General features: G+C 73.5%; 21 protein-coding genes and 1 pseudogene. 13 read left to right on the top strand and 9 right to left on the bottom strand.

What is annotated here, in order from left to right; all coding sequences use genetic code 11:
• Positions 1-124 precede the first annotated feature (124 nt).
• The 5 genes from OG871_RS10385 to OG871_RS10405 all read left to right on the top strand — a co-directional run bounded on the left by OG871_RS10385 (position 125) and on the right by OG871_RS10405 (position 3,767).
• A complete protein-coding gene (locus OG871_RS10385; RefSeq protein ID WP_371496177.1) occupies positions 125-967 on the top strand; it encodes a hypothetical protein in 843 nt (280 codons plus the stop codon).
• A gap of 39 nt (positions 968-1,006) precedes the next feature.
• Positions 1,007-1,600, top strand: coding sequence for a helix-turn-helix transcriptional regulator (locus OG871_RS10390; protein WP_371496179.1), 594 nt, complete (start codon positions 1,007-1,009; stop codon positions 1,598-1,600).
• Positions 1,601-1,624: 24 nt separating this feature from the next.
• Positions 1,625-2,629 carry a hypothetical protein gene (locus tag OG871_RS10395; protein WP_371496181.1) on the top strand — a complete coding sequence of 335 codons (1,005 nt, stop codon included), beginning with the start codon at positions 1,625-1,627 and terminating at the stop codon, positions 2,627-2,629.
• Between the two features lie 81 nt (positions 2,630-2,710).
• Positions 2,711-3,667 carry a Scr1 family TA system antitoxin-like transcriptional regulator gene (locus OG871_RS10400; RefSeq protein ID WP_371496184.1) on the top strand — a complete coding sequence of 319 codons (957 nt, stop codon included), beginning with the start codon at positions 2,711-2,713 and terminating at the stop codon, positions 3,665-3,667.
• The gene (locus OG871_RS10405) at positions 3,630-3,767 is read left to right on the top strand and encodes a DUF397 domain-containing protein (RefSeq protein WP_371496186.1); all 138 of its coding nucleotides are present in this window, start codon (positions 3,630-3,632) and stop codon (positions 3,765-3,767) included. Before OG871_RS10400 ends, OG871_RS10405 begins: the two co-directional genes overlap by 38 nt.
• Here OG871_RS10405 and OG871_RS10410 read toward each other — a convergent pair.
• A complete protein-coding gene (locus OG871_RS10410; RefSeq protein ID WP_371496188.1) occupies positions 3,727-4,377 on the bottom strand; it encodes a class I SAM-dependent methyltransferase in 651 nt (216 codons plus the stop codon). The two genes, OG871_RS10405 and OG871_RS10410, sit on opposite strands and share 41 nt — an antisense overlap.
• 66 nt (positions 4,378-4,443) lie before the next feature.
• On the opposite strand from OG871_RS10410, the gene OG871_RS10415 reads away from it, so the two are divergent.
• Complete coding sequence (locus tag OG871_RS10415; protein WP_371496190.1) at positions 4,444-5,208, top strand: alpha/beta fold hydrolase; 765 nt, start codon at positions 4,444-4,446, stop codon at positions 5,206-5,208.
• A gap of 25 nt (positions 5,209-5,233) precedes the next feature.
• On the opposite strand, the pseudogene OG871_RS10420 reads toward OG871_RS10415, so the two are convergent.
• The 4 genes and pseudogenes from OG871_RS10420 to OG871_RS10435 all read right to left on the bottom strand — a co-directional run.
• A pseudogene (locus OG871_RS10420) lies at positions 5,234-5,335 on the bottom strand (alpha/beta hydrolase); the annotation flags it as partial.
• A gap of 27 nt (positions 5,336-5,362) precedes the next feature.
• Positions 5,363-6,232 (bottom strand): hypothetical protein, encoded by an 870-nt coding sequence (locus OG871_RS10425; protein ID WP_371496191.1) that lies wholly within the window; start codon positions 6,230-6,232, stop codon positions 5,363-5,365.
• 619 nt (positions 6,233-6,851) lie between these two features.
• On the bottom strand, positions 6,852-7,967 hold the full coding sequence (locus OG871_RS10430) for an AI-2E family transporter (RefSeq protein WP_371496194.1): 1,116 nt from the start codon (positions 7,965-7,967) through the stop codon (positions 6,852-6,854).
• A 98-nt stretch (positions 7,968-8,065) separates the two neighbouring features.
• Positions 8,066-8,398, bottom strand: coding sequence for an ArsR/SmtB family transcription factor (locus tag OG871_RS10435; RefSeq protein WP_371496196.1), 333 nt, complete (start codon positions 8,396-8,398; stop codon positions 8,066-8,068).
• Positions 8,399-8,491: 93 nt separating this feature from the next.
• Here OG871_RS10435 and OG871_RS10440 point away from each other — a divergent pair, with 93 nt between their 5' ends.
• Entirely contained in the window at positions 8,492-9,478 is a 987-nt protein-coding gene (locus OG871_RS10440; protein ID WP_371496198.1) for a zinc-binding alcohol dehydrogenase family protein, read from the top strand.
• A gap of 15 nt (positions 9,479-9,493) precedes the next feature.
• Here OG871_RS10440 and OG871_RS10445 read toward each other — a convergent pair whose 3' ends face one another.
• Together OG871_RS10445 and moaA are read right to left on the bottom strand one after the other, a co-directional pair.
• Positions 9,494-10,243 carry an HNH endonuclease family protein gene (locus OG871_RS10445; protein WP_371496200.1) on the bottom strand — a complete coding sequence of 250 codons (750 nt, stop codon included), beginning with the start codon at positions 10,241-10,243 and terminating at the stop codon, positions 9,494-9,496.
• 138 nt (positions 10,244-10,381) lie between these two features.
• Positions 10,382-11,398, bottom strand: a complete 1,017-nt coding sequence (gene moaA, locus OG871_RS10450) for a GTP 3',8-cyclase MoaA (RefSeq protein WP_371496202.1) — start codon at positions 11,396-11,398, stop codon at positions 10,382-10,384.
• A gap of 130 nt (positions 11,399-11,528) precedes the next feature.
• Between moaA and OG871_RS10455 the strand changes: the two genes are divergently transcribed.
• The 4 genes from OG871_RS10455 to OG871_RS10470 all read left to right on the top strand — a co-directional run bounded on the left by OG871_RS10455 (position 11,529) and on the right by OG871_RS10470 (position 15,534).
• Entirely contained in the window at positions 11,529-12,149 is a 621-nt protein-coding gene (locus OG871_RS10455) for an NTP transferase domain-containing protein (RefSeq protein ID WP_371496204.1), read from the top strand.
• A gap of 196 nt (positions 12,150-12,345) precedes the next feature.
• Positions 12,346-13,209, top strand: coding sequence for a hypothetical protein (locus OG871_RS10460; protein WP_371496206.1), 864 nt, complete (start codon positions 12,346-12,348; stop codon positions 13,207-13,209).
• Positions 13,210-13,362: 153 nt separating this feature from the next.
• A complete protein-coding gene (locus tag OG871_RS10465) occupies positions 13,363-14,226 on the top strand; it encodes a hypothetical protein (protein WP_371496208.1) in 864 nt (287 codons plus the stop codon).
• A 249-nt stretch (positions 14,227-14,475) separates the two neighbouring features.
• Positions 14,476-15,534, top strand: coding sequence for a DUF2637 domain-containing protein (locus OG871_RS10470; protein ID WP_371496210.1), 1,059 nt, complete (start codon positions 14,476-14,478; stop codon positions 15,532-15,534).
• Between the two features lie 90 nt (positions 15,535-15,624).
• Here the strand turns inward: OG871_RS10470 and OG871_RS10475 are convergent, their stop codons facing one another.
• A complete protein-coding gene (locus tag OG871_RS10475) occupies positions 15,625-17,853 on the bottom strand; it encodes a SpoIIE family protein phosphatase (RefSeq protein ID WP_371496212.1) in 2,229 nt (742 codons plus the stop codon).
• A 313-nt stretch (positions 17,854-18,166) separates the two neighbouring features.
• On the bottom strand, positions 18,167-18,619 hold the full coding sequence (locus OG871_RS10480; RefSeq protein ID WP_371496214.1) for an ATP-binding protein: 453 nt from the start codon (positions 18,617-18,619) through the stop codon (positions 18,167-18,169).
• A gap of 1,064 nt (positions 18,620-19,683) precedes the next feature.
• On the opposite strand from OG871_RS10480, the gene OG871_RS10485 reads away from it, so the two are divergent.
• A complete protein-coding gene (locus tag OG871_RS10485; protein WP_371496216.1) occupies positions 19,684-20,394 on the top strand; it encodes an urease subunit gamma in 711 nt (236 codons plus the stop codon).
• 52 nt (positions 20,395-20,446) lie between these two features.
• Positions 20,447-22,165, top strand: a complete 1,719-nt coding sequence (locus OG871_RS10490; RefSeq protein WP_371496219.1) for an urease subunit alpha — start codon at positions 20,447-20,449, stop codon at positions 22,163-22,165.
• Positions 22,166-22,183 lie beyond the last annotated feature (18 nt).

Consider the following 22,183-nt stretch of genomic DNA (forward strand, 5'->3'; position numbering starts at 1 on the left):
CTCGATGGTGTGACGTGGCGTCATATGCGTTCTCTGAGGCCTAACATGGCTCGTGTTCCAACCGAGCATGATTGACCCCGGCGGTGCTGGAACACCCCGGGGTCCGGCAACAGGAGCGACCCTGATGCGTGTCCATCGTAGCGCGCCCGAGCGCAATTTCACCGTACTGCCCAACAGCGTCCTGCAGGACCGGCGGCTGAGCTACACCGCCCGCGGCCTGCTCCACGACCTCCTCTCCCGCCCGGACGGCTGGCGCGAGGACGGCCGCCAGATGGCCGACTCCAGCCCGCAGGGCCGGGGCGCGATCCGCCGGGCGCTCAAGGAGCTGACCGAGGCCGGGTTCTACCGGGTCGACAAGGTGCGCCGGGCGGACGGCACCGTCCGCTCGGAGGCCCACGTCTTCGACACCCCACAGCGAGCGGCACCGCCTGTCCCCCACCCGGTCCCCGGTGGATCAGACACCGGCGGCGCTGACACCCCTCCCGTAAAGGACCGGGAGAAAGCACCCACCCTCCCCGCCGCGGACCGATGGGTCCGCGAGGCGGTGGCCACCCTGTTCCGGGTGATCAGGCCCGAACCGCGCCTGCGGCTGGGGGAGTCGGAGGCGCTGGCGCTGGCCCCCCTGGTGGCCTGCTGGCTGGAGCGCGGCAGCACGGTCGGCGACCTGGCGCAGGCCCTGCTGTCCGGGCTGCCCGCGATCGTGCACTCACCGGTCGGCGTCCTGCGCAGCCGTCTGGAACGCAAGATGCCGCCAGTCCCCGCACCCCCGACGGCCCGCGAGGCGCGTCACACGGAGTGCGGCAGGTGCCACGACCCCGTCCCCCGCCCCGGCATCTGCCGCGCCTGCGCCGGGCTGGGCGGCCCCGCCGTGGCGGTCGGCGGCGGCGCGGCGGCCACCCGGACGGGCGCCGCACAGGCGCGGGCCGCGATGCGGGGCGCCAGGGCGGTGGCGGGCGCTGCCGGGTAACTCCTCGCAATAGTCTATTTCGACTGATAGATTTCGACCATGCCTCGCCGCGCGCTCGACAACCCGCTCGTCCTCGCCGTCCTCGGCCTCCTCCTCGAACAGCCCGCCCACCCGTACCAGATGCTCGCCGAGCTGCGGAAACGCAGCGAGAACCACGCCGCGGCGATCAACCGGGGCTCGCTGTACAACATCGTCGACGCCCTGGACGAAGCGGGCTGGGCCACCGCGCAGGGCCAGCAGCGTGAGGGCAACCGCCCGGAGCGGACCGTCTACGCCCTCACCCCCGCCGGACACCGGGAGCTCGTCCGCCGACTGGACTCCCAGATCCGCACCCCCGAACGGGAGTTCTCCCGCTTCCTGGGCGCCGTCAGCTACCTCGGCGCACTCGGCCCCGACGGCGCCACCGAGGCCCTGACCGAACGCGGCACACGCCTGCGCGAACGCACGGCAGCGGATCAGCAACGCCTCGCCGAGGCGCTCGCCGCCGGCGTCCCCCGACTGCACGTCATCGAAGCCGAGTACGCGCTCAGCCTCGCCGACGCCGAACTGACCTGGATCGACGCGGTCATCGACGACATCCACACCGGCGCACTCACCTGGCCGGGCGCGACGGCGGCCCCCCTCGAACCCTGACCACCGAGAGGAACCGGACCCACCATGCCGACCACACCACCGGACGGACTGCTCTTCGGGATCTACCCCGGCTCGGTCACCGGCGACGACGCCGGCGGCCTGGCCGCCGGCCCGCCCGACGACCCCGCCGCCGTCTCCGCCGCCCTCGACCTGCTCCAGGGCCGACCGGGCCGCCCCTTCCTCGTCCGCGCCTACACCGCCTTCGACGACACCACCAGGACCGGATCACCGCACCCGACGGCCACCCCGGCCGACGCGACCCGGTACGCCGCACGCGGCCGCCGACTGGACCTGGTCGCGCAGTACCGGTCCGCCGCCGGAGACGTCGACGGCTACTGCGAATTCCTGCGCGACCTGGTCGAGCAGTACGGCGACGCCACCGCGACACTTCAGGTCACGGAGGAGCCGAACATCACCTCCAACCCCACGCTGGACGGCTACTACCCCGCAGTGACCGAGGCGATCGTCCGAGGCGTCGCCGCCGCCAAGGCCCGGGCCCGGGAACTCGGGCACACCCACCTGAAGGTCGGCTTCAACACCACCCCGCTGTTCGGGCCGGCCGCCTCCTTCGTCACCGGACTGACCACCCGGGGCGGGCCCGACTTCCTCCGCGACCTGGACTACGTGGGCCTCGACTTCTTCCCCGACGTCTTCCGCCCCATCGACGCCGCCGAGCTCGCGCCGTCCGTCGCGGGCCTGCTGCGCCACCACCGCGCGTCGGTCCTCGCCCCGGCCGGGCTGGGCCACCTGCCCCTGCACATCACCGAACACGGCTGGCCCACCGGCCCCGGCCGCTCGCCCGACCGCCAGGCCCAGGTCGTCGGCACCGCCGTCCGGGCCGTCGCCCACCACGCGGCGGAGCTCCGGCTGAGCGGCTACACCCACTTCGCCCTGCGGGACGCCGACAGCGCGCAGCCCGGCCTGTTCCACCGGTTCGGGCTCACCACCGACGACTACACGCCCAAGCCCGCCTTCGACGTACTGCGCGGCCTGGTCGAGGAGTTGAGCGCCGCCGGATACCCAAAGTAGTCGATCGACTCCGTTCGGCCACCTCACGCGCCCGTGGACCGGTAGCGTGGCGAACAGTCAGTCGACACAAGGGGGCTGCCCGTGAGTCGTCGCACCCTGCCCGCACCGGGGACGACCGGAAGTACCGCCATGCTGTTCGGAGCAGAGCTCAGACACGCCCGGGAGGCAGCCGGATTCAGCCAGAGCGACCTGGCCAGACTCGTCCACTGCGACCGCTCGCTGATCGCCCGCATCGAGTCGGGCCAGCGGGTGCCGCGGCGGGGCTGCGTCGACCAGTGCGATGAAGTCCTGGGCACTCAGGGCCTGTTGGCGCGGATCTGGTCGCGCGTCGACTGGTCCGCCGAGGTCGAGCACCCGGACTGGTTCCGACGGTTCGTCGAACTCGAAGCCGATGCAGTGGAGTTGCGCAAGTTCCAGCTCCAGGTGGTGCCGGGTCTTCTCCAGACCGAGCGGTACGCACGAGCACTCTTCACACGCGGGGCAGACACCAGAGACGACAGATCCGTCGAGGAACGGGTTGCGGCCAGGCTGAGCAGACAACACCGCTTCCTCGACCCTCGCGGTCCTCTACTGGTGGTGATCCTCGACGAGGGCGTGATCCACCGCGTGGTCGGCAGCGCGTCCGTGATGGCAGAGCAGCTCGCGCACCTCCTCGCCGTCGCCGAGCAACCGAACATCGCCCTGCAAGTCGCTCCCTTCGGCCACCACGAGGTGATCGGACCGGACACCTCCATGACACTGGTCAGATTGCCCGACCGCAGCGAGTGGGCCTACTCGGAGTGTCTCGACCGGGGCCACTTCAGCAATCACCCGGACGCCCTTGCCCTGCACGCCCGCACCTATGATCTGGTAAGGGCGAACGCGTTGTCTGTCCGTCAGTCGAACGCCCTGATCACCAGCGTGATGGAAGGATTCGACAGGAATGGCCGACCCGAACCTCAACACGACAGCCTGGCGAAAGAGCAGTCACAGCGGCGCCAACGGCGGCGACTGCATCGAGGTGGCCCCCGGATTCCCCGGCCTCGTACCGGTACGTGACTCCAAGAACCCCGACGGCCCGGTCCTCCAATTCCCCTCCACCGCCTGGCAGTCGTTCATCACCGGCGTACGGGCGGGCGACTTCCCCACCCCGCACTGACCGGACGCCGCAGGGCCAGGTGGCTCCAGTGCACGTCCTGCCGGCCGTGCAGGTCCGCGCGCTCGCCGAGGTGCACCACGTCCAGGCCGCACCCTCGCGCCAGCTCGACGGTCTCGGCCGCGGACACGTCGAACATCCGCCGCCCCTCCGGCACCGGCCCGTGCCGGAGGGTGAGAAACAACTGCCCCTCGGGGGCGAGCAGCTCGGCGAGGGCCGCCATTCCGGCGGACCGTTCCTGCTCGTCCAGGTGCATCCAGACGGCGGTCAGCAGGATCAGGTCGAAGCGGCGCGCCCGGCCGCGAAGCACTGACAGTTCCGGCAGCGAGTCGTCGAGCCACTCGATCTCGTGCCCGGCGTGGATCCGCCGCCCCAGCGCCCGGAGTTCGGCGGTGGGTTCGACGGCGACGACCCGGTGGCCCAGCGCCGCCAGTGCGGCGGCGTCCCGGCCGCTGCCCGCGCCGACGTCCACCACCAGGCCGGGCTCCGAGGGGAACAGGTGCAGGACCTCGCGGTGGACCTCGGCGAAGGACACGCTCTCGTACTGCTCGGCGATGGCCTCGGCGGCTTCGCCGTAACCGGCGGTGCCGGCAGGCGTCTTCGGATCGATCATTCGCACACAGTAGCGACTGGCCGAAACTCGTATGCGCATCGCACCCCGGATCTCTACAGTGACCCGGTGATCCTTTCTCATGACGTGGCCGGAACCGGCCCTACCGTGCTTCTGCTGCACTCCACCGTCTGCGACCGACGGATGTGGGACCCGCAGGTGCCGGTCCTGGCCGAGGCCGGCTACCGGGTGGTGCGGTGCGACCTGCGAGGCTTCGGGCAGACCCCCGTGCCGGACGGGCCGTACGGCAACGCCCAGGACGTCGTCGATCTGCTGGACCTGCTCGGCGCCGAGCGCGCGGCGCTGGTCGGGTCGTCCGGCGGTGGCCGGATCGCGCTGGAGATCGCGGCGCGCTGGCCGGACCGGGTGGTGTCGCTGGCGCTGCTGTGCACAGCCCTGGCCGGACACGAGCCGAGTGCCGAGCTCAGGGCGTTCGGCGAGCGCGAGGACGCGCTGATCGAGGCCGGTGACATCGCCGGGGCGACCGAGCTCAACGTGGCCACCTGGCTGGGCCCCGAGGCCGACGAGGCGACCCGGGAGCACGTGAGTCGGATGCAGCGCCACGCCTTCGAGGTGCAGCTGGCCGCCGTCGAGGAATTCCCCTCCCTCAAACCCGAGTTCGACCTCTCGGCCGTCACCGCCCCCACCCTGCTCGTCTCCGGCGCACACGACCTGCCGGACTTCCGGCAGATCGCCGCCCACCTGTCGGACCGGCTCTCCACCACCCGGCACCTCGAACTCGCCTGGGCGGGTCACCTGCCCAGCCTGGAGCGCCCGGACGCGGTGAACCCGGTGCTGGTCGGCTTCCTGAGCGAGACGTTCCCGGCCGGCTGAGCCGCCCCGGTGGCCGCCGGTGCCGTCAGTTGCCGCCGCAGCGGGTCCCGGCGGCCGGGACCGTACCGTCCGTCAGGAAGGCGTTGACGGCGACGTCGACGCATCTCGCTTCCCGGCGCAGGGCACGGTGGCCCTCACCGACGACGCGCCTGAGCTATCTGCTGCCGGCCACCAGCTCGACCCGGATCGCCTCGCTTTCGTTGATGACATAGACGGGGTCGGTGTCCCGCTGCCACCCCACCGGCAGCAGGTGGTAACGGCCGCCACGCTCGACCAGTAGCCTCAGCCCGGTGTACCGGCACCGGAAGGCGGCACCTGCCTGGGGATCGAGACACTCCTCGTGCACCTCCGCGCTCCGGCTCAGCATCAGGTTCTCGGCGTTGAAGACCACCACGGCGGGTCGGTCCACAACATGCCCGGCGTCGCTTTCGGCGTCCTGCCGACCGAGCTGACTTGCGATCAGGGCGACCGCCCAGAGCAGGAAGACCCCGGCGGCGAAGACCGGCACCACGTGATCCAGCACACCCGCCGGCCGGCATCCCCCGTTCGCGGCCCTGCTCTGGCCGAGCAGGAGTCCTGCCGCGAGTGTCACCGGGGCGAGCCATCCCCAGCCGCGCAGCTGGATCGGTCGCCACTCTAGGAGCATGAGCAACCCGGCCAGCAGGACCAGGAGGTACCAGCGGGCCACCACCGCGCCGGCGCCCTGTACGACCTTGGCTGCCGGCGCCGGAAGGCGGCTGAGCAGGTCTGGGACGCGTGACAGCAGGAGCAGGCTCGCGACGGCGACCGGGACCGGAACGGTCACCAGGCGCAGGCTCCGGACCACCAGCTCGGAGAAGGTGAACCCGATCGAGAGCGGCGAGAGGTGGAAGTAGCCGTAGTACGCACTGGTGTAGAGGACGCCGGTGTAGAACATCAGCGCGGCGAGGAAGGACGCCTGGGCGATGACCGACTTGAGCAGCTCCGCGGGAGTCGCGGGATCGGCACCGTTCGGTGCTCGCGGGGGCTCGGCGTCACGCGTCACGAGCTGCCAGTGGACGGGCTCGGCTCGGACACTGGCGGACAGGTCCTCTGCCCGGGGGTGGGCGAGGATCCGGGCGGGCAGGAGGGCGAGGATGTAGCCGGCCGCGATGGAACCACACCGCTGTCCGGGTTGGGGCTGCTGGTGCGTTTGGAAGGTTTCGGCAGTTCGGCGAACGAGGCCCCTCCCCCCGTGCCGCCGGTGCCGCCCGCACCCCCAGTGCCTCCCCCGGCAGCGGTCGGCGTCGGACTTGAGGATGACGAGGACGGCCCGTCCCCTGGGCCCCCGTCAGCCGTCCCACACCCGGCGAGCGCCAGGCAGAGAGCCGCCGACACCGCCCCGATCCGCCAGACACGACCCGATTCCATCCGCATGCGCACCCCTCTGGCCGTTTCTGCAGACCATAACGGCGTACACGAAGGAAGCGGGACAGGCTCACCCGACGGTCACTCTGCCGACCGCGAGTCGCACTCCAACGGGCGCGCGGAGCGGATCCCCAGACCCGGGGAACCGGGTGTCCGGCGCGCAGCGCGCGGGCCCGTCTACGCGGCACCGGCCATTCGACAGGTCGTCACGTAGGTATCATTCCGGGCTCCGCTGGTAGCTGTCGCCGGAGTTCCCGTCAGCCCTCGTCCCGCAGTTCCTTGCCGACGGCCCACACCACCGACACGGCCGGGACGGCCACCACCGCCCCGATCACGCCGGCCGCGATGCTGCCGCACAGCACCGAGGCGGCGACCACGACCGGGTGGAGGTTGACGGCCCAGCTCATCACCAGCGGGTGCAGCAGGTGGCCCTCGATCTGGCCGATCACGACGATGAGCAGCAGCACCACGAGGGCGATCACCGGCCCGCGGGAGGCGAGGGCGACGATCGAGGCGACGGCCATCGCGATCGGTGAGCCGACCAGCGGGACGAAGGACGCGAAGAACTCCAGCAGGGTCAGCGGCAGGGCGAGCGGGACACCGAGCAGGAAGAGGGCGATGCCGACCAGGATGGCGTTGGTGCCGGCCACGATGACGATGCCTCGGGTGTAGCCGGCGAAGGTGCGCCAGGCGGTGCGGCCGGCCCGGTGGTAGGGGTCGCGGGCGTTGGCCGGGAGCTGTCCTCTGGTCCACAGCCACATCCGGTCGCCGGAGTGGAGCAGGAAGACGGTGGTGAAGACGGCCAGGGCGGCTCCGGTCGCGACCTCGGCCACCCGGCCCGCACCGCTGACGGCGCCGCTGATCAGGGTGGACCGGTGCTCGGAGAGGTAGGTGGTGACCTTGCCGCGCAGGTCGTCGAAGGCCTTGGGGTCGACGTGGAACGGGTTGCCCGTCAGGAAGCGTTCGAGCCGGTCGATGCCCCCGGTGAACTCGTCACTGAGGCTGGACGCCTCCAGGGCGACGGTCTCCCCGATCAGGGCCAGCAGACCGGCGATCGCCAGCACGGCTCCGAGCAGGCCGACGGCGACCGCCAGGGAGCGGGGCATCCGACGGGCGAGCAGGTCGACCGGCGGGCGCAGCACCGAGGTGATCACCAGGGCCAGGAAGAAGGCCAGGGTGACAAGGTGGAACTTGCCGAGGACCATCAGCACCAGGTATCCGGCCGCGGCGACCACGAGCAGGCGCCAGGCGTAGTCGGAGAGGTGCCGCAGGGCCGCCGCGGCGCGCGGGCCCGTTCCCCGGTCGGCGACGGCTCGCTGTTGCGCCGGCGGTCGGTGGCCTCGGCCGGCCCGGGCCGGGTGCTGGTAGGACATCAGTCCTGCATACCGGCCCGCCGCCGGGGCGGGCGGCTCCCGCGCCGAGGAGTACGCCGGGTGGGCCCGACCGGCTCAGGCGCTCCGGCCCGACCGGCTCAGGCGGGATCGCCGTAGGCGGCGAGGACGGTGGCGACCAGGCCGGGGAAGCGGGCGTCGAGGTCGTCGCGGCGCAGTGCGGTGAGGCGGCGGTTGGCCTCCTCGCGCTGGCGGATCACACCGGCCTCGCGGAGCACCTTGAAGTGGTGGCTGAGGGTGGAGGGGGCGACGTCGACCGGGAAGGTGCCGCAGGCGCGTTCGGGGGTGGCGTCGAGGGTCCGCACGATGGTCATCCGGGTCGGGTCGGCGAGCGCGTGCAGGACGTCGAGCAGGTCGATCTCCTCGGTCTCCGGGTGGGCGAGCGGCGCACGGCGTCTGCTGGGTCCGGGCATGGTCCGGGCACCTCCATGTTCGACATCCATCGAATAACGGTGGTACTAATTCGTTGTTCGTAGAACATCGTAGCTGGCGGACTGGAGCCCGACATGCGTGCCCTGGTGATGACCGCACCCGGCGGTTCGGAGTACTCACACGTACGGGAGGTGGACGAGCCCCGCCCCGGCCCGGGCGAGGTGGCCGTGGACGTCGCCCGGGCCGGGCTGAACTTCGTCGACGTGATGGCCCGGCGCGGCGACGCCGGGTACGTCGCGTCCTGGCCGTACCGGCCGGGCAGGGAGGTGGCGGGCACCGTCCGGGCGCTCGGCCCCGGGGTGACCGGCCTCGCGGTCGGCGACCGGGTGGCCGCGGCGACCACGGGCGGCGGGCTCGCCGAGGTGGTGGTCGCGCCGGCCGTGCTCACCGTTCCGGTGCCGGACGCCGTTCCGCTGCCGCAGGCCGCCGCCGCCCCGCTCGGACTGGCGACCGCGCTGCTCCTGCTGACCGGGGCCGGCCGTTTCACCCCCGGCGACACCGTGCTGGTGCACTCGGCCGGCGGCGGGATCGGGCGGGCCGTCGCGGTGCTGGTGCCGCTGCTGGGCGGCGGGCGGCTGATCGGCACGGTCGGCCGCCCGGACAAGGCCCCGGCCGTCGAGGCGGCGGGCTACCACGCGGCCGTCCCGCGCGGCGAGGGGCTCGCCACCGCCGTACTGGCCGCCACCGGCGGGCGCGGCGTGGACCTGGTGCTCGACCCGCTCGGCACCACGGCCCTGGAGGTGGACCTGGCGGTGTCCGCACCGGGCGGGCGGATCGTGCTGTTCGGCAACGCGGGCGGTGGGCGGCTGGACGCCCTGCCGCCGGCCGGCCGGCTGCTCGCCGGCAACCTCACCGTCACCGGCTTCAGCCACCGGGGCCTGCTCGCCGACGCCCCCGAGCAGGTCGCCGGGGCACTGCGCCGGGTGCTCGGCCACCTCGCGGACGGCACGCTCGGCGCACCCGTCACCGAACTGCCGTCGCTGGAGGCCGTCCCGGCCGCCCACGACCTGCTGCTGGCGGGCCGTGGCGCCGGCAAGTACGTGGTGGCGGTGCGGGGTTGACGGCGGGCGAGGCGGTCAGCCGCCGCACTGCTCCAGCATGGCCTTCTTGTCCGCCGCGGTCACCGGCAGCTGGTACTTGAGCGACACCTGGGCGAACCGGACCGCGTACGCGCAGCGGATCTGCAGGTTGGCGGGCAGCCAGGAGGCCGGGCCGGAGTCGCCCTTGGAGGCGTTCTGCGAGCCGTCGGCGGGGATCAGGTTGAGCGGGTCGTTGGCGATCTGGACGCGCTTGGCCTTGTCCCACTTGGCCGCGCCCTGCTGCCAGTCGTAGGACAGCGGCATCACGTGGTCGATCTGGATCCGGCTCGCCTGCTGCTTGCTGAACTGCACCAGCTTGCCGGTGTAGGGGTCGTAGATGGTCATCCCGGTGACCACGCAGGCGGAGCCGTCCTTGTGCTCGACCTTGGTGCCGTCCCGGCTGAGCAGGTCGTCCCGGGTGGAGCAGTTGTTGTGGCCGAGCGGGACGCCGTCGACGTTGTCCGTCCAGGCCGGGCCGAACTGGTCCCGGTCGTAGCCGGTCTTCGGGCCCGGCTCGGCGGTCTTCACCTGGGCTATCAGGTCGCGGCCCGCCTTGCGGTCCTGGTCCGAGGTGACCGGGGCGAGGCCCGGCTTGGTCCCGTCCGGGTTCTGCAGCGGGCTGGTGCCGCGGGCCCGGGCCGACGCGGGGTCGCCGGAGGAGGGCGAGGAACCGCCGGTACAGGCGGTGAGCGCCAGCGCGGGTATCAGCAGCGCGGCGGCGGACAGGGCGGTACGGCGGGCGCGCACGGAGTTCTCCCCCGGTGGATGCGGTTGACGGCGCCCCAGAACACCAGTGCGGCTCACACCGGGTCAAGTCGTACGGGCCGCGCACCGGGGGCACCCGGGGCCCGCTCCTTCGCGCGGGCGCCCGCCGCGGGCGCCCGCTCAGCCGCCGATGGCGGACATCGGCCGCTCGGGCCGGACGAAGTCGGCGGAGTTGATGGAGTGCCCCGGGCCCTTGCGGGCGACGGTGTTGCGCCAGGCCGACTCCACGGCCGCGTCGTCGGCGCCGCCGCGCAGCAGGGCCCGCAGGTCCGACTCCTCGGTGGCGAACAGACAGTTGCGCAGCTGGCCGTCGGCGGTCAGCCGGACCCGGTCGCAGCCGCCGCAGAACGGGCGGGTGACCGAGGCGATCACGCCGACCACCGTGCGGGTGCCGTCGATCCGCCACTCCTCGGCGGGCGCGTTGCCGTGCCGGCCGACCGGGACGAGCTCCCAGCGCCGGCCGAGGATCTCCAGCAGCTCGTCGGCGGTCACCATGGCGTCGCGGTTCCAGGCGCCCTGGGCGTCCAGCGGCATCGACTCGATGAAGCGCATCCGGTAGCCGTGCTCGGCGGCGAACTCGACCAGGTCGAGGATCTCGTCGTCGTTGACGCCGCGCACCGGAACGGCGTTGATCTTGACGGGGGCCAGCCCGGCGGCCTTCGCCGCGGCCATGCCCGCGAACACGTCGGCGATCCGGTCCCGGCGGGTGATCTCGGCGTACCGCTCGGGCCGCAGGGTGTCCAGGCTGACGTTGACCCGCTGCAGACCGGCCGCCCTGAGCTCGGCGGCCGTGCGGGCCAGCCCGATGCCGTTGGTGGTCAGGGAGAGTTCGGGGCCGAGCGCGGTGAGCCGGGCGATCAGGCCGGGCAGGCCGCGGCGCAACAGCGGTTCGCCGCCGGTGAGCCGGACGGTGCGGATGCCGAGCCGGTCGACCGCGATCCGGACCAGCCGGACGATCTCGTCGTCGGTGAGGACCTCGGCCTTCGGCAGCCAGTCGAGGCCCTCGGCCGGCATGCAGTAGGTGCAGCGGAGGTTACAGCGGTCCGTGAGGGAGACCCGCAGGTCGGTGTGGACCCGCCCGAAGCGGTCGACCAGCGGGGACGGCGCGCCGTGCCCGTGCTCTGTACGTGGTGCCATCGACCCAGTACAGGGGCACGGGAGCGGAAGATCCAGCGGCAGAAGCGCCGGGGCACACCCCCGACCTGCAGCACTGCGCCGTACGATCATCCAACTGTGCCCCGCTGACCAGGGACGACAGACTGGGGACATGGAGAACCCGGCCCCTGCTCCCGCCCGCGTCACCGCGCTGGTCCTGGCCGCCGGCGGCGGCCGACGCCTCGGCGGGCGGCCCAAGGCGCTGATCCGGTACCGGGGCCGGCCGCTGGTCGAGCACGCCCTGGCGGTCGCCCGGGCCGGCGGCTGCACCTCGACGGTGGCGGTGCTCGGCGCGGCCCGCGAGGAGGTCCGGGCCACCGCGGCGCTCGGCGACTGCCTGACCGTCGACAACCCCGACTGGGCGACCGGCATGGGCTCCTCCCTGCGGGCCGGCCTGGCCGCCGTCGCTCCCGGCGCCTCGGCGGCACTGGTGCTGCTGGTGGACACCCCGGGCGTCACCCCCGCCGCCGTGGCCCGGCTGCTGGCGGCGCACGCCGCCGGGGCCGAACTGGCCGCCGCCGGATACGACGGGCGCCGCGGCCACCCCGTCCTGATCGGCGCCCGGTACTTCGCCGAGACGGTGTCCACCGCGGTCGGCGACGCGGGCGCGCGGGCCCTGCTGGCGGCGCACCCGGAGGACCTGAGGCTGGTCGAGTGCGGCGATGTCGCCACCCCCGAGGATCTGGACACCCCGGAGGACCTCGCCCGCTGGACGGGTCCGGCGGCGGGCTGAGCCGGCGTCAGCACCCCGGGGCGGCCGGGCTCGCAGTGCCTCCCCCGGGCGGGCGGGCGACAGCGGTCCGCCCTCCGACCGTGGCGGGATCCCGCCCCTGAACTGTCCCGGAGGATTGCCGCATTCCGCGCCATCACCTGCGCGAATGGGCGAGGATGGAGGGCGTACTGCCCAGCTACGGAACGGGGTGCCAGCCATGGCCGCAGTGCCGCTGCCCGACGACTTCAGCGAGCCGGCCCGATTCGGAGCGAACCCGCCCTCGGGGGCGAGCGCGATCCGCTGCCCCGCCTGCCGCCGCGAGCACCTCTACGAGCCCCCGAGCCTGCCGTGCCCGTGCGGTGCCCAGCTGCGGGTGCCGCTGCTGCGCGGCGGAGTGCCGGTCCAGGTGCGGTTCCGCTCCTGGGAGGACTCCTGGCTGAGCATGCGGTGCCCGCACTGCGGACGCAGCGACCAGTGGCCGCAGCCCGAGTTCACCTGCAACTGCGGCGCGACGGTCCGGCTGCCGGTCGACCGGGCGCCCCGGCTGCAGAGCACCGGCCTGCCCGGCGCCCCGGCCGCCGCCGGCCCGCCCGGCAGCCGCCCGGCCGGCGCCCGCCCGTACACCACGGCCGTGCCCTCCGACCCGGTCGATCCGACCGGGCCGCCCAGTGGGCACGGGCCCCGGCTGCTGCGCCCGCCGTTCCGGCCGCAGCCGGTGCACACCTCGCAGGACGCCGTGCTGACGGCGGCGCGCTACCTGCAGTGGCTGGGCTTCGACGACCTGGAGCTGACGGAGAGTCAGGATCGTGACGCGGTCACCCTGTTGGGCGGCCACATGGTCGCCCGGGTGGACACCTTCGCCGAGCCGGCCGACGTGAAGGCCGTCGAGTGCCTGTGGCTGGAGACGCTGCACGCGGAGCAGGTGGCCGCGGCGATGTTCACCACCGCCGGGTACTCCCGGCAGGCGACGGTCCGCGGCGAGCAGCTGCTGGTGGCGCTGTTCACCCTGGACGCCGCCGGCATCCCGCAGGCGGCCAACGGCGCGGCCGAGTCGCTGATGGAGACCGGCTGGACCTCGTGAGGCCGCGCCCCGACACCCCGCCGGGGCTACTGACGGACCGCTGACGGACTGCTGACGGGCCGCCGACGGACCGCCAGGTTCCGGAATCAGTCGCGCTCGTGATCTGGTGCACAAGCTCACCCCCGTGTTGAATTGCGGCCACAGCAGTCCCGCATGCCGGATGGCGCACACAAGGAGGTGGCGTTGTCGGAGCACGGAACGGCCCTGGGGGGGACGGCGGACGCGGTGTGGCGGCTACGGTCGCGCGGCTGTTGGCGGGAGGCCGCCGAGCTGCTCCGGCCGAGCGCCGCACACGACCCCGTCGCGGCCCTGAACCGCGCCGAACTCCTCATCGAGCAGGCCCTGTTCACCGGTGACCACTGGGAGCCGGCGGAGGACGCGCTGCGCCTGGCCGAGGCCCGGGTGTCCGGGACGGAGCAGCGCGCCGCGGCCTCCTGCGCCCGCGGCTTCCTCGCCTACGTGGCGAGCGTGCTGGGCCCGCGCGACCGGCTGGACGAGGCCCAGGCCGCGCTCGGCCGGACGTCCGCCCTGCTGCCGCCGGCCTCGCGCGGCCGGCCACTGCTCGACTTCCGGCGCGGTCTCGTCGCGGAGAACCTGCAGCACGACCCGGGCGCCGCCTGGATCGCCTACCGCCGGGCGCACGACGGCGCGGCCGAGCACGGGGACGAGCTGCTGCGCTCGTACACCTGGCAGCACCTGGCCACGCTCGCACTGGCCACCGGGGACCGCGAGCGGGCACGGGAGGGCTTCCGGGCCTCGCTGCGGCTGCGCGAGGAGCTCGGCTTCACGGTCGGGGTGGCACCGGCCCTGGCGGCGCTGGCCGACGTGTCGGAGCCGGTGGAGGCGGCCAGGCTGCGCGCCGAGGCGTCCCGGCTGGTGCAGGCGCTGGGCGGAGTGCCGGTGTGGCTCGCACGCCGGTTGCGTGCGCTGTCAGCTCCGGGCGCCTCGTCGGACGGACGCGTGGAGCTACCGGCCGAGCGCCGGGTCGGGTGGCCGGTGGCGGACGAGACCGGCTGAGTCGGACCGCGCCCCGTCGCGGCGGGCAACAGCCCGGACCGGGGCGGCCGACCGGCCGTTCCCGGACCGCCGCGCGGGCCCGCCCGCACCGGGAATTCCCACCCCGGGCTGAATCTGACGATATTTCGAGCTTGCGTTCGGAATTCCCTCTCCCCGGTGTATTGACGTCAAACCAGCCCATTCCTCTTGCATTTCTCCGCCATGATGGTCCCCGCTCATCTAGGCAGGAAAGCGAGGCTGGTTCAGGTCATGAGACTGTCGGACATACCGCTGGGCTGGGCCGTCGCAGGGGTGGCCGCCCTGGTGGTCGTCGCCACGCTGGTGGTCGTCGCCCGCACCCGGGCCGCGGCCGCCGCAGCGAGCAGCTCGGATTCCTGGGAGCGCAGCGAGGAGCGCCGACGACGCAAGGAATCCATGTACGGGGGCGCCTCGTACGTCCTGCTGTTCTGCTGCGCGGCCGTCGCCGCGGCGCTGTCCTTCCACGGACTGGTCGGTTTCGGGGTGCAGAACCTCAACCTCTCCGGCGGCTGGGAGTACCTCGTCCCGTTCGGTCTGGACGGCGCGGCGATGTTCTGCTCCGTGCTCGCGGTCCGCGAGGCCAGCCACGGTGACGCGGCACTCGGCTCGCGGCTGCTGGTCTGGCTGTTCGCCGGCGCGTCGGCGTGGTTCAACTGGGTCCACGCCCCCCGCGGGTTCGGGCACGCCGGGGCGCCGCAGTTCTTCGCCGGCATGTCGCTCTCGGCCGCCGTGCTCTTCGACCGGGCCCTGAAGCAGACCCGGGTGGCGGCCCTGCGCGAGCAGGGCCTGGTGCCCCGTCCGCTGCCGCAGATCCGGATCGTGCGCTGGCTACGCGCGCCGCTGGAGACGTACGCCGCCTGGTCGTTGATGCTCCTCGAAGGCGTGCGGACGCTGGACGAGGCGGTCGAGGAGGTCCGGGACGACAAGCGCCAGGCCTCCGTCAACCGCGAGCAGCGGCGGATGGCCCAGCGGCGCGAGCGCGCCGAGATCCGGGCCATCGGCCGGACCAACGGCGGTGTCTGGCGGCAGCGCGCCGCGCCGCGCCAACTGGAGCGCCAGCTGGAGCACCAGTTGGAGGCCGGCTCGGAGCCTGCCATAGCCGAGCTCGCCGACCCGGCCGGCCACGCCTCGGCCGGGGCCGCCGTCGAGGGGCGGCTCGGCCAGGCCGGGCTGCCGGCCCGGCCCGCCCGCCGCAGCGTGGACCTCACGCCGGAGGAGGACACCCTGGCCATCCCGCGGCTGGACTCGCTGGAGCAGAAGCTCAAGGACCTGGAGCAGCAGTTCGGTTGAGCCGGTGACCGCCGACAGGCCGGTGCCGCCGGGATGAACTCCCGGCGGCACCGGCCTGCTGGACGACCCGGGCCCGGCCGTGGCCGTCGGTCAGGCCGACGGCCCGCCGACGACCTGGGCGTCGACCGACAGCTCGAACCACATCCGCTTGCCCGAACCGCGCGGCTCCACGCCCCAGCCGTCGGCCAGCGCCTCCACCAGCATCAGGCCACGACCCGAGGAGGCCTGCTCCCCCGGGGTGCGGCGGGTCGGCCAGAGGTCGGACTCGTCCTCCACCTCGACCCGCAGCCGGGCACCGCTGTCGGGCTCCCGGTAGAGCCGGGCGGTGAACATCGCATCCCGGTCGGTGTGCCGGATCGCGTTGGTCACCAGCTCGGAGGAGAGCAGTTCGGCGGTGTCGATCAGGTCGGGCACGCCCCAGCGGCGCAGCGCGTCCCGCAGCTCGCCGCGCAGTTCGGCGATCCGGGCCAGGTCGGCCTGGCCGATCCGGCGGCGCAGCTGCTGGGCGGCGAGGCCGCCGGCCGGTCCGTCCCAGCGCAGCAGCAGCAGCGCTATGTCGTCCTCGCGCTCGTTGGAGTCGGCCGCCTGGGAGGCGATCCGGTCGGCCAGGTCCTCCAGCGGCTCGCGGGCCGCCTCGTCGACACCGGGCAGCCGGCCGGAGATCGCCCGGCAGAGCCGTTCGAAGCCGGTGTCGAGGTCCATGCCGCGGGCCTCCACCAGCCCGTCCGTGCAGAGCACCACGGTCTCGCCCGGGTCCAGGCTGAACCTGGTCACCCGGTACTCCTCGTCCGGCGAGATGCCGAGCGGCAGGCCTCCGGCCACCGGGACCAGGGCGGCCGACCCGTCGGCGCGGCGGACCACCGGGTCGAGGTGGCCGGCCCGGACGGCGTAGACCACGCCGTAGTCGACGTTGACCTCGGCGTAGGTGCAGGTGGCGAAGTGGTCGGTGTCCAGGTCGGCGAGGAACCGCGAGGCGCGGGCCATCACGGCGGCGGGCGGGTGGCCCTCGGCCGCGTAGGCGCGCAGCGCGATCCGCAGCTGGCCCATGATGCCGGCCGCGTGCACGTCGTGGCCCTGCACGTCGCCGATCACCAGGCCGACGTGGCCGCCGGGCAGCGGGACGACGTCGTACCAGTCGCCGCCGATCTGCAGGCCGGAGCCGGCCGCCAGGTAGCGGACGGCGGTGGTGACCCCGGGGACGGCGGGCACCGTGCGGGGCAGCATGACCCGCTGCAGACCGGCCGCGAGCTCGTGCTCGGCGTCGTGCAGCCGGGCCCGGGCCAGCGACTGGGCGACCAGGCCGCCCAGGGTGGAGAGCAGGGTGCGCTCGTCGGTGTCCAGCTCGCGGTCGTCGTCGAAGCTGACCACGCAGACGCCGATCGCCCGGCCGCTGGCCACCAGCGGCAGGAAGGCCCAGGCGCTGCGGCCGGTGCCGCGGGCCCAGTCCCAGGCCTCCGGGTACCGCTCCTGGTACTCGGCGCCGCTGGCGATGAAGACCGGCGTGCGGTTGCGGACGGCCTCGGCGAGCGGGTGCGCGGGAGCCAGCGGGGAGCGGTCGTAGAAGGCGACGTCCTCGTCCCGGTAGCCGCTGGCGCCGAGGATGGCGAGCCGGCCGGCCTCCATCGAGGCCAGTACCAGGCCGTCCGGCGGCAGGCCGGGCAGTGGGAGCTCGGTGAAGACCCGGGCGACGTCACGGACGGTGACCGCCTCGGCGAGCGCCCGGGCAGCCTCCTTGATGAAGCGGGAGCGCTCCTCGCGCAGCGCGGCCAGCTCGCCGGCCCGCTCACGCTTGTGCAGCTCGACGGTGGCGTCCCAGACGAAGCCGACCATCCGGGAGGGGCGGCCGAAGGCGTCCGCGAGCACCCGGCCGCGGAACCGGACGGCGTGCAGCTCACCGCTGGGGAATACCGTGCGGTAGTAGGCGCCGCACTGGCCGAGCTCGGTGACGGCCCGCTCGACCCGGCGGCGGACCACCGGCGCGTCCTCCGGGTGCAGCATCGCCAGGAAGGCCGCGGAGCTGCGGTCGTACCGGTCGAGTGCGAGGCCGAGGATGGCGCAGGCCCGCGGGTCGGCCTCCAGCACGTCGTGCCGGATGTCCCAGTCGAACGAGCCGATGCCGTTGGCGGCCATCGCCGGTTCGAGCCAGTCCGGGGTGGAATCACCGGTACGGGTGGGCAGGCCTCGGGAGACCGCCGTCCCGATCCGGCCGACGGCCGCCCCGGAGGCGGCGCGCAGCGGCTGGGCCGCGGCGATGCTCCTGGTGGCCTGGGCCGGCGGGATGTGGCGGACGGGCCCAGGCGGCTCGGGCTCTGTGGCCATGCTTCTCCTGCCGCTGCCGGGGCATGCGGTCCGGTCGGACTGCGTTAGCCGTGGGTTCAGTGGGTTCAGTGGGACTTGGTGGGACATTGTGTGACTGGTGTGTCATGGGTGGCCGGTCGAGGCACCATTCTCCCCGCCGTCCCGGGCACACATTCTCACTAGCCTCTCGTATGTTCGGCAATGCGGCAATGCCGACGAACCATCCGGGGGACAATCGTGAACGATCCGAGTGATCACCCGGCGCGGCGGCGCCTGTCGGGGCCGGTTGTCTGCCCGCCGCCGGCTGCCGCCCTCCGCCGACCCGCTGCCCGACTCAGGCCGCTCCGAGCTCGAACCAGGTGACCTTGCCGTCACCGCGCAGGTGCACACCCCAGTCGTCGGCGAGCGACTCGACCAGCAGCAGACCGCGCCCCGAGGTGGCCCACTCGGCCGGGGCCCGGCGGCCGGGCAGCCGGGTGGTGCCGTCCTGCACCTCGATCCGCAGCCGCTGCTCCGGGGTGAGCACCGCCTCTAGCACGGCACCCTCGCCGGTGTGCAGCAGCGCGTTGGTGACCAGCTCCGAGGTGAGCAGCTCGGCGGTGTCGGCCAGCTCCGGAACCCCCCAGCGGCTCAGCGCGGCCCGCAGCCGGTGCCTGATCTCGCCGACCGCGACCAGGTCGGCCGGGGCGAACGCCGCGTGCAGCCGGCGGTGCAGCGCGCAGCCCGGCTCGTACTCGCGGTCGGCGGCACGGCCGCGGCTGTGCCCGTGGCGGCCGGGCTCCGGCACGTGATCGAGGCCACGGTCGGGGTCGAGGCCGATGTCAAGGCCTTGGGGCCGGTCGGGCCCGTGGTCGGGGAGGTCGGACGCGGAGCCCGGCTCGGGGTCGGGGGCCGGGCCGCCGTGGGAGGGGCCACCACTCCGGGCGGGGCTGCCGCGATGGGCGGGCCTGCCGTTCTGGGAGGCCGGACCGCTGCCCGAGGCCGAGCGCTGTCGCGGAAACCTTGCCTGTCCATCCATCACCGTACGCCCCCGTCCTTCTCCCGACGGTCGCGCCGAGTCCCCCACCGGCGACGTCCGCTTGTCGACCATCCTCCTTCCCAGTGTCGGCGCATTGCAACAGTGCATCCCCGGCCACCTGGGGTGAAGCGGGGCTCATGGGGGGTCAAGTGATCCATCTGATCGGGGCGTCGAGGTTTGCGGACTCCGATGACCAGTTCGGGCCCGCGCGTGCTCGGCGCGCGCCGGCCCTCGTGCGCCGGCCCTCGTATGTCTCTCCTGTACGCCCTTTGCACGTCCCCGTGCGCCGCCCGCGCGCCGTGAGGCGGAGAAGGCGACCGCGCCGGTGTCCGGCGAGTGGTGCGCGCCGACCACGGCGAGGCGGCCGCACTCCGGGCTGCCGGTCACCAGCGGCCGTCAGGTGACGACGGGTCACCGCGGCCGGCTCCCGCCCGGCTTCGACTCGCCTTCCGGGCCACGGAGTTGAACGCTGGAGGATGGTACGGGGGGCTTCGGGCCGACCGGTCGAGCGACTTCGGCCGCGCGGGGCTGAGCGGGCTGTGCGTGCTGCGGGCTGCGGGCTGTGCGGGCTTGCCGGGTCCCGGCGGCGCGCCGGGCGACGGGCCGACTGTCAGGTCCCCGTCAGCCGACCCCTGCGGGCCGCGGACCTGCCCCGACCGGGGCCGCACTCCGGGCAATCGGGCGAGATGACACGCCGGCGGCGCGCCCGGCAAGCGCAGCGGTCCGACAGGGGCAACGCTGGACATGACGCCCAGGCCCGGGTTCAATGGGCCGCAGATGTTTGAACGCCGTTCTAACCAGACTCATCCACCGGCACCCGCGAGCGAGGAACCGTGCGACTGACCCCCACCGAACGGGACCGGCTGCTGATCTTCACAGCGGCCGAACTGGCCCGCGCCCGCCGCGCCCGCGGCGTGAAGCTGAACGTGCCCGAAGCCACCGCGCTGATCGCCGACACCGTCTGCGAGGCCGCCCGCGACGGGCGCCGACTGGCCGAGGCCATCGAGGCCGGCCGCTCCGTGCTGACCGCCGAGGACGTGCTGCCCGGCGTGCCGGACGTGGTCACCGTGATCCAGGTCGAGGCCGTGTTCGACGACGGCACCCGGCTCGCCGTGATCAACGATCCCTTCCAGGGGCGCGGCTCGCTCGGCGACGAGGCCCCCGGCGCCGCCCTGATCGGCTCCGGCGCGGGCTACGACCCGGTCGAGGAGACCGTGGTGCTCCCGGTCCACAACACCTCCGACGTGCCGATCTCGGTCACCTCGCACTTCCACTTCTTCGAGGTCAACCCACGCCTGGCCTTCGACCGGGAGGCCGCCTACGGCACCCACCTCGCCGTCCCCGCCGGATCCTCGGTCCGCTTCGACCCGGGCGCCACGGTGGAGGTCGGACTGGTCCCGATCGGAGGCGAACGGGTCGCGATCGGCTTCGCCGGGCTGGTGGACGGCCCGCTGGACGCCCCCGGCGCCAGGCAGGCCGCCCTGGAGAAGGCCCGCGCGACCGGCTACCTCACGAGCTTCGACGACGCGGAGGTGGAGTCGTGACCCACCGCTCCGCCCCCGTCAGCCCCGCGTCCCACACCCCGGAGGTCGGCGCATGAGTGCCATCACCCCCCACGACTACATCGCCGTCCACGGCGCCCGCACCGGGGACCGGATCCGGCTCGGCGACTCCGGGCTGATCATCCGGGTGGAGTCCGACTCCCAGGAGCCGGGCAACGAGTTCCTCGCGGGCTTCGGCAAGACCGCCCGCGACGGCCTGCACCTCAAGGCCACCGCCGTCCGCGACACCTGCGACGTCGTGATCAGCAACGTGGTCGTGATCGACGCGGTCCTGGGCATCCGGAAGACCTCGATCGGCATCCGGGACGGCCGGATCGTCTCCGTCGGCCGAGCCGGCAACCCGGACACCATGGACGGCGTCGACGTGGTCGTCTCCACCGGCACCACGATCGTCTCCGGCGAGGGCATGATCGCCACCGCCGGTGCCATCGACACCCACGTCCACCTGCTGTCCCCGCGGATCATGGAGGCCTCGCTGGCCTCCGGCGTCACCACCATCATCGGCCAGGAGTTCGGCCCGGTCTGGGGTGTCGGCGTCAACTCCCCCTGGGCGCTGCGGCACGCCTTCAACGCCTTCGACGCCTGGCCGGTCAACATCGGCTTCCTCGGCCGCGGCTCCTCCTCCGACCCGGCCCCGCTGATCGAGGCCCTCGTCGAGGGCGGCGCCTCCGGCTTCAAGGTGCACGAGGACATGGGCGCCCACACCCGCGCCCTCGACACCGCCCTGCGGGTCGCCGAGGAGTACGACGTCCAGGTCGCCCTGCACACCGACGGCCTCAACGAGTGCCTCTCCGTCGAGGACACCCTGCGCGTCCTGGAAGGCCGCACCATCCACGCCTTCCACATCGAGGGCTGCGGCGGCGGACACGTCCCCAACGTGCTCAAGATGGCCGGCGTCGAGAACGTCATCGGCTCCTCCACCAACCCCACCCTGCCCTTCGGCCGGGACGCCCTCGGCGAACACTTCGGCATGATCGTCTCCGCCCACGACCTCAAGGTCGACCTGCCCGGCGACGCCGCCATGGCCCGCGACCGCATCCGCGCCGGCACCATGGGCGCCGAGGACGTCCTGCACGACCTCGGCGTCATCGGCATCACCTCCTCCGACGCCCAGGGCATGGGCCGCGCCGGCGAGACCGTCCGCCGCACCTTCGCCATGGCCGGCAAGATGAAGGCCGAACTCGGCCCCCTCGACGGTGGCTTCGGCACCGCGGAGAGCGGTGACGACAACGAACGCGTCCTGCGCTACATCGCCAAACTCACCATCAACCCCGCCATCGCCCACGGCCTCGCCCACGAGGTCGGCTCCATCGAACCCGGCAAACTCGCCGACATCGTGCTCTGGCGGGCCGACCACTTCGGCGCCAAACCCCAGCTGATCCTCAAGGCCGGATTCCCCGCCTACGGCGTGGTCGGCGACCCCAACGCCTCCACCGACCGCTGCGAACCCCTCGTCCTCGGCCCGCAGTTCGGCGCCCACGGCGCCACCGCCGCGGACATCTCCGTCGCCTTCGTCGCCCAGGCCGCCGCCGACGGCTCGTACCTGGACGTCGCGGCCGACCAACTGCCCACCCGCAGGCGGCGGGTGGGCGTGCGCAACACTCGCGGCATCGGGCCGCGCGACATGGTCCGCAACGCCCGGATCGGCCAGGTCCAGGTCGAGGCCGACACCGGCCTGGTCTCGCTGGACGGCTCCCCGCTGCGCTCGGAACCGGCCGACAGCGTCTCGCTCAGCCGCCTGTACTTCCTCTGAACCCTCCCCCACCGCTTA

Origin of the sequence: Kitasatospora sp. NBC_00374 (assembly GCF_041434935.1) — a bacterium.
In the GTDB taxonomy this organism is placed as follows: domain Bacteria; phylum Actinomycetota; class Actinomycetes; order Streptomycetales; family Streptomycetaceae; genus Kitasatospora.